The sequence below is a fragment of the Actinoplanes awajinensis subsp. mycoplanecinus genome, from assembly GCF_001509495.1.
Taxonomy (GTDB): domain Bacteria; phylum Actinomycetota; class Actinomycetes; order Mycobacteriales; family Micromonosporaceae; genus Actinoplanes; species Actinoplanes palleronii.
Window position 1 is genome coordinate 84848 of record NZ_LLZH01000257.1, and the last position, 6230, is coordinate 91077.

General features: G+C 72.6%; 7 protein-coding genes and 1 pseudogene. 7 read left to right on the forward strand and 1 reads right to left on the reverse strand.

The window, feature by feature from the left end; all coding sequences use genetic code 11:
* Nucleotides 1-14: 14 nt before the first annotated feature.
* From ADL15_RS25430 to thiC, 7 genes and pseudogenes are all read left to right on the forward strand, one after another.
* Nucleotides 15-581 carry a thiamine phosphate synthase gene (locus tag ADL15_RS25430; protein WP_232344325.1) on the forward strand — a complete coding sequence of 189 codons (567 nt, stop codon included), beginning with the start codon at nucleotides 15-17 and terminating at the stop codon, nucleotides 579-581.
* Nucleotides 578-1636, forward strand: coding sequence for a glycine oxidase ThiO (thiO, locus tag ADL15_RS25435; protein WP_067696188.1), 1059 nt, complete (start codon nucleotides 578-580; stop codon nucleotides 1634-1636). The genes ADL15_RS25430 and thiO overlap by 4 nt, the downstream gene beginning before the upstream one ends.
* Complete coding sequence (gene thiS / locus ADL15_RS25440) at nucleotides 1627-1827, forward strand: sulfur carrier protein ThiS (RefSeq protein WP_067696191.1); 201 nt, start codon at nucleotides 1627-1629, stop codon at nucleotides 1825-1827. The genes thiO and thiS overlap by 10 nt, the downstream gene beginning before the upstream one ends.
* A 2-nt stretch (nucleotides 1828-1829) precedes the next feature.
* Nucleotides 1830-2576, forward strand: a complete 747-nt coding sequence (locus tag ADL15_RS25445; RefSeq protein ID WP_067696193.1) for a thiazole synthase — start codon at nucleotides 1830-1832, stop codon at nucleotides 2574-2576.
* A pseudogene (locus tag ADL15_RS25450) lies at nucleotides 2570-3160 on the forward strand (thiamine phosphate synthase); the annotation flags it as partial. The gene ADL15_RS25445 and the pseudogene ADL15_RS25450, both read left to right, overlap by 7 nt.
* Nucleotides 3161-3312: 152 nt before the next feature.
* On the forward strand, nucleotides 3313-4086 hold the full coding sequence (gene thiD / locus ADL15_RS25455; protein WP_067696201.1) for a bifunctional hydroxymethylpyrimidine kinase/phosphomethylpyrimidine kinase: 774 nt from the start codon (nucleotides 3313-3315) through the stop codon (nucleotides 4084-4086).
* 70 nt (nucleotides 4087-4156) lie between these two features.
* Nucleotides 4157-5674: a phosphomethylpyrimidine synthase ThiC gene (gene thiC, locus ADL15_RS25460; protein WP_067696204.1), complete on the forward strand. Its 1518-nt coding sequence runs from the start codon at nucleotides 4157-4159 to the stop codon at nucleotides 5672-5674.
* Between the two features lie 72 nt (nucleotides 5675-5746).
* On the opposite strand, the gene ADL15_RS25465 is transcribed toward thiC, so the two are convergent.
* Nucleotides 5747-6118 carry a hypothetical protein gene (locus tag ADL15_RS25465; protein ID WP_067696211.1) on the reverse strand — a complete coding sequence of 124 codons (372 nt, stop codon included), beginning with the start codon at nucleotides 6116-6118 and terminating at the stop codon, nucleotides 5747-5749.
* Nucleotides 6119-6230 lie beyond the last annotated feature (112 nt).

A 6230-nucleotide genomic window follows, 5' to 3' on the forward strand; every position in this document is an offset into this window, starting at 1 on the left:
AAGCATTCCCCAGGTTGCATGTCATCACCGACTCGATCGACGTCGTGCGCGGGGTGGCCCAGCCGGGTGTCGCCGTGCAGATCCGGGTCAAGACCACCGACGCGCAGGCCTATGCGCTGGCCCTCGAAGCGATCCCGATCTGCCGGGCGGCGGGCGCGATGTGCCTGGTCAACGACCGGATCGGGGTGGCGCTCGCGGCCGGCGCGGACGGCGTGCACGTGGGCGCCGACGACCTGCCCGTCGACGTGGTGCGCCGGGTGCTCGGGCCGGACCTGGTGGTCGGGGCGACCTGTCGTACCCCGGAGGCGGCACGGGCCGCGGTCGCGAGTGGCGCGACGTACCTCGGGGTGGGTCCGGCCTTTGAGACCTCCACAAAAGACGGCCTGCCACCGCCCCTCGGCCCGGACCGGATAGCGGTCGTGGCCGCCGCCGTCCCGGGCGTGCCGGTGCTGGCGATCGGCGGCATCATCCTGGAACGGGCGGGGCTGCTGGCCAAGCACGCGCACGGGATCGCGGCCGTCTCCGCCTTCGCCGTCGACCCGCGCGGCCAGGCCGCGGCGTTCCTGGCGGCCCTGACATGAGCAGCGGCCTTGGCAAGCGCGGCCCTGACAAGAACGGCCAGCGGGTCGGGATCGTCGGCGGCGGGATCATCGGGCTGGCGATCGGCGCGGAACTGCTGCGGCGCGGGGCGGACGTCACCGTTTATGACCCGGCGCCGGACGGATCCGCCGGAGCGTGGCACGTCGCCGCCGGGATGCTCGCGCCGGGCGGTGAGTCGCTCTTCGAGTTTCCGCAGCTGGAGCGGCTTCTTGACGCGTCCAACCGGCTGTGGCCGGCGTTCGCCGCGTCGCTCGGTGACGTGGGCTACGACGAGGTGGGGACGCTCGGGGTCGCGCTGACCGCCGACGACGTGGCCGAGATGGCGCGGGAGTGGAAGCACCAGAAACTGTCGCCGCTGACCGGGTCACAGGTGCGGGACCGGGAGCCGGCGCTGTCGCCGCGGATCCGGGCCGGCGCCTATGCACCGACCGAGCGGCAGGTGGATCCGCGGCGGGTCGTCGCCCGCCTCCGGGCGATCCTGGATTCGCGCTGGAAGAAAGCCGTGATCTCCGATCTGTCCGAGTTGGAGGAAGACACCGTTGTTGTCGCGGCCGGCTGTGGCACCGCCGCCCTCACCGGCCTGCCGATCCGGCCGATCAAGGGTCAGGTGCTCCGCCTCCGCGGCGAACCCGGCATCCTGCGGCACGTGATCGACGGCGCCGCCGACGGCCGGCACGTCTATCTGGTGCCCCGCGCCGACGGCGAGGTGGTGGTCGGCGCCACCCAGGAGGAGCGCACCGACTCCCGGCCCACCGCCGGCGGGGTGCACGACCTGCTGCGCGCCGCCCTCGACCTGGTGCCCGGCCTGTCCGAGCACGAACTCGCCGAGGTCACCGTCGGGCACCGCCCCGGCACCCCGGACAACGCGCCGGTCCTGGGCCGGCTCACCGGCCGGGTGGTGGTCGCCTCCGGGCACCACCGCAACGGGATCCTGCTCGCGCCGATCACCGCCCAGCTCATCGCCGACCTGGTCCTGACCGGCTCGGCCGACCCGCTCATCGAGGATTTCACCCCCGGGAGGTTCGGATGCGCCTGATGGTCAACGGCCGGCACGAGACCCGGCCTGACGTCTGCTCGGTGGCCACCCTGGTCGCCGAGATCACCGACGCGCACCGCGGCGTCGCGGTCGCCGTGAACGGCTCGGTCGTCCCGCGCTCCACCTGGGCGCAGGTCGATCTGGCCGACGGGGACGCGGTCGAAGTGCTCACCGCGGCACAGGGCGGCTGAGCATGAGCCTGCTGCCACCGAACGGACTGATCCTCGGCACCGGCGGCGCGCACAGCCTCGCCGCGCTCGAGGACGCGATCGTCGCCTCGGAAACCGACCTGGTCACCGTCGCGCTGCGGCGGGTCGAGGCGGCCGGGCCGGGGCTGCTGCCGATGCTGGAGCGGCTCAAGGTGCGGATCCTGCCGAACACGGCCGGCTGCTTCACCGCCGGGGACGCGGTGAAGACCGCGCAGATGGCCCGGGAGGCGTTCGAGACCGACCTGATCAAGCTGGAGGTGATCGGCGACGAGCGGACCCTGCTGCCGGACGGCGTCGAGCTGCTCCGGGCGGCGGAGGTGCTGGTCGCCGACGGGTTCACGGTCCTGCCGTACACCACCGACGACCCGATCCTGGCCCGCCGGCTGGCCGACGCCGGATGCGCCGCGGTGATGCCCGCCGGTTCGCCGATCGGTTCCGGTCTCGGGATCGCCAACCCGCACCACATCGAGTTGATCCGGCAGACCGTCGACGTGCCGGTGGTGCTGGACGCCGGGATCGGCACCGCCTCGGACGCCGCGCTCGCGATGGAGCTGGGCTGCGACGCGGTACTGGTCGCCAGCGCGATCACCCGGTCCGACGAGCCGGCCGTGATGGCGGCCGCGATGCGGCACGCGGTGGCGGCCGGGCGACTCGCTCGTCAGGCCGGCCGGATCCCGCGTCGCTTCCACGCGGTGGCGTCCACTCAGGACGAAGGGATCCCGGTGTGGTGACGCCGGGCGGGCTCGTGGTGCTCACCGACCGGCGGTCCGCTGCCGGGCCGCTGATCGAGGTGGTGGCCGCGGCGGTCCGCGGCGGCGCCGGGTGGGTGGTCCTCCGGGAGCGCGATCTACCGTACGACGAAAGAGCCGCCCTGATCACCGCCCTCCGTCGGGTGGTCCCGTCCGGACGGCTGATCGTGGCCGGCCCGGACCCGTTCGGCGGCGGTGCCGTGCACCTGGCCGCGGCCGACCCGGTGCCGGCCGGGGTGCCGCTGGTCGGGCGCTCCTGCCACGGCACCGAGTCGATGTCCGACGTGGACTACGTGATGCTCTCGCCGGTCTACCCGACCGCGACCAAGCCCGGATACGGGCCGGCGCTGGGCCCCGATCGCGCGGCGGCGCTGGCCGGCGCGGTGTCGTGGCTGGCGCTCGGCGGTATCGACTCGGCGGCCCGGGCGGCCGAGTGCGCGGCGGCCGGCGCGGCCGGGATCGCCGTCCTCGGCGCGATCATGCGAGCCGCCAACCCGGAGCGGGTCGCCCGCACCCTGGCCGGCGCGTTCGCCGCCGCCCGCCCCCGCCTGCCGGCTGGTCCTGAGGGGTGTGTCGGGGGGCCGGAGGCACCCCTGACGACCAGCCAGTGGTCCGGGCGTTTGGCCGGCTCGCGGGGCCCGGCTGGTTCTGAGGGGTCTCTCGGGGGGCCGGATGCACCTCTGGGAGCCAGCCGGCTGCCGGAGCTGGGGGTGGGCGGGTGACGCCGCGGGTGGTGTTGACCATTGCCGGGTCGGACTCCGGTGGGGGAGCCGGGATTCAGGCGGATCTGAAGACTTTTGCGGCGCTCGGGGCCTACGGCGTCTCGGTGGTCACCGCGATCACGGCGCAGAACACGCTCGGGGTGACCGGGATCCACTCGGTGCCGGCCGAGAGCGTGGCCGCGCAACTCGACGCGGTGCTCAGTGATCTGCCGGTGGCCGCGGTCAAGGTCGGGATGATCGGTGACCCGGCCGTGGCGAAGGTGATCGCGGAACGGGTCGCGGATCTGCCGAACCTCGTGGTGGACCCGGTGCTGGTGTCGACGTCGGGCAGCCGGCTCGGGGAGGCGGGGGTGGTGGCGGTGCTCATGCCGTACGCGTCAGTTGTCACGCCGAACCGGCAGGAAGCCGGCGCCCTGATCGGACGCCGGGTCGAGACCACCTCGGAGATGGCCGCGGCAGCGGCGGAGATCGGCGCGACCGGGCCGCGCGCCGTGGTGGTGACCGGAAGCGAACTCGCGTGCGACGTGCTCTGGCACGGCGGCGACGTGACGACGCTGCGCGGGGAACCGGTGCCGACGCGGAACAACCACGGGTCGGGGTGCACGTTCTCGTCCGCGATCGCGGTGCGGCTGGCGGCCGGTGATCCGGTGCCGGAGGCGGTCGCGGCGGCGAAACGGTACGTGCGCGGGGCGCTGCTGGGTGGCGCTCGATGGCGGCTGGGCGCGGGTCCCGGACCGCTTGATCACTTCTGGAACAGCCGCTCCTTCTGAGGCTTTGTGAGGGCGGCCGGGGTTCCGTGCTGCCTTTTTCCGGCGGTTTTGTACCTAATTAGGAGGAAACATGAGGCGCAAGGTCTACGTCGAAGGCTCCCGTCCCGAGATCCAGGTGCCGTTCACCGAGGTCGTGCTGACCGGTGACAACGCACCGGTCCGGCTCTACGACACGGCCGGCCCGGGCAGCGAGCCGACCGTCGGGCTGCCGCAACTGCGGAAACCCTGGTGGGACGGACGGACACAGCTGGCCGCCGCCCGCGCCGGTGACATCACGCCGGAGATGGAGTTCGTGGCGGTCCGCGAGGGCGTCGACCCCGAGCTGGTGCGCGACGAGATCGCCGCCGGGCGCGCGGTGCTGCCGGTCAACCGCAACCACCCGGAGTCCGAGCCGATGATCATCGGGTCGAAGTTCCTGGTGAAGGTCAACGCGAACATCGGCACCTCCGCGGTGACCTCGTCGGTCGCCGAGGAGGTGGAGAAGCTGACCTGGGCCACCCGGTGGGGCGCGGACACCGTGATGGACCTGTCCACCGGGCCGCGGATCCACGAGACCCGGGAGGCGATCGTCCGGAACTCGCCGGTGCCGATCGGGACCGTGCCGATCTACCAGGCCCTCGAGAAGGTTAATGGCGACCCGCTCAAGCTGACCTGGGAGCTGTTCCGGGAGACCGTTATCGAACAGGCCGAGCAGGGCGTCGACTACATGACGATCCACGCCGGGGTGCTGCTCGAATACGTGCCGCTGGCCGCCGAACGGGTCACCGGCATCGTCTCCCGCGGCGGCTCGATCATGGCGGCCTGGTGTCTGGCCGAGCACCGGCAGAACTTCCTCTACGAGCACTACCGGGACCTGTGCGAGATCTTCCGGGAGTACGACATCACGTTCTCCCTCGGCGACGGCCTGCGCCCCGGATCGATCGCCGACGCCAACGACGAGGCCCAGTTCGCCGAGCTGCGCACGCTCGGCGAGCTGACCCACATCGCCTGGGAGTACGACGTCCAGGTGATGGTCGAGGGCCCCGGCCACGTGCCGATGCACAAGATCAAGGAGAACGTGGACCTGCAGGTCGAACTGTGCGCCGGCGCGCCGTTCTACACGCTCGGGCCGCTGACCACCGACATCGCGCCCGCCTATGACCACATCACGTCCGCGATCGGCGCCGCGATGATCGGGATGTTCGGCACCGCGATGCTCTGCTACGTGACCCCGAAGGAGCACCTGGGCCTGCCGAACAAGGAGGACGTCAAGGCCGGGATGATCGCGTACAAGATCGCGGCACACGCCGCGGACCTGGCGAAAGGCCACCCCGGCGCGCAGGACTGGGACGATGCGCTGTCGCACGCCCGGTTCGACTTCCGCTGGGAGGACCAGTTCGAGCTCGCCCTCGACCCGGAGACCGCCCGCGCCTACCACGACGAGACGCTGCCGGCGGCACCCGCGAAAACGGCGCACTTCTGCTCGATGTGCGGCCCGAAATTCTGTTCCATGAAGATCAGCCACGAGCTGCGGGCGGCCGGGATGAAGGCCAAGTCGACCGAGTTCGTGGACGGCGGCGCGCGGGTCTACCTGCCGATCACGAACTAGCCGGTGTCGTCCGGCGGGCTGGTTGGCGGCGCGAGCTAGTCGGCTTCGTCCGGGGCTGGTTGGCGGCGCGGGCTAGTCGGTTTCGTCCGGGGGCTGGTTGGCGGCGCGGGGGAGGAAGTCGAAGACCGGGTCGCGGGGGGCGGTGCGGCGGGCCACGCGCTCGCGGCGGGCGCGGTCGGCGGCGGCCTGGTCGCGCTCGGCTTTGCGGGTGATGGCGGCGTCGACGGCCTGGTTGCGGGTGGCGAGGTCGGTGGCGGCTTGGCGTTCCGCTTCGGCCTTCGTCTTGTCGGCCGTTGTGGTGTCGGCCTTTGCGGTTGCGGTCTGCGGATCGGTTCCGGTTGCCGCGGTTTTGCGGGGCTTGCGGCGGGCGGCGCGCTTCCGGGGAGTTGGTGGCTTCGGTCCGGGTGCGTCGTTCGCCGCGGCGTCTTTTTCCGGTACGGCCATAGCCGGGATGTCCTGGGTGGCGGGTGTTTTGTCACCGGTGGCCGGGGGTGGGGTTTTGGGTGCCGCTTTGCGGGGTGCCCGGGGCGCTCGGGGGGCGGTCTTGCGGGCCGGG

Excerpts from the sequence above, each read along its gene's own strand:
- thiO (WP_067696188.1), top strand. The coding sequence starts at position 578 with ATGAGCAGCGGCCTTGGCAAGCGCGGCCCTGACAAGAACGGCCAGCGG.
- thiS (WP_067696191.1), top strand. The coding sequence starts at position 1,627 with ATGCGCCTGATGGTCAACGGCCGGCACGAGACCCGGCCTGACGTCTGC.
- ADL15_RS25445 (WP_067696193.1), top strand. The coding sequence starts at position 1,830 with ATGAGCCTGCTGCCACCGAACGGACTGATCCTCGGCACCGGCGGCGCG.
- thiC (WP_067696204.1), top strand. The coding sequence starts at position 4,157 with ATGAGGCGCAAGGTCTACGTCGAAGGCTCCCGTCCCGAGATCCAGGTG.
- ADL15_RS25465 (WP_067696211.1), bottom strand. The coding sequence starts at position 6,118 with ATGGCCGTACCGGAAAAAGACGCCGCGGCGAACGACGCACCCGGACCG.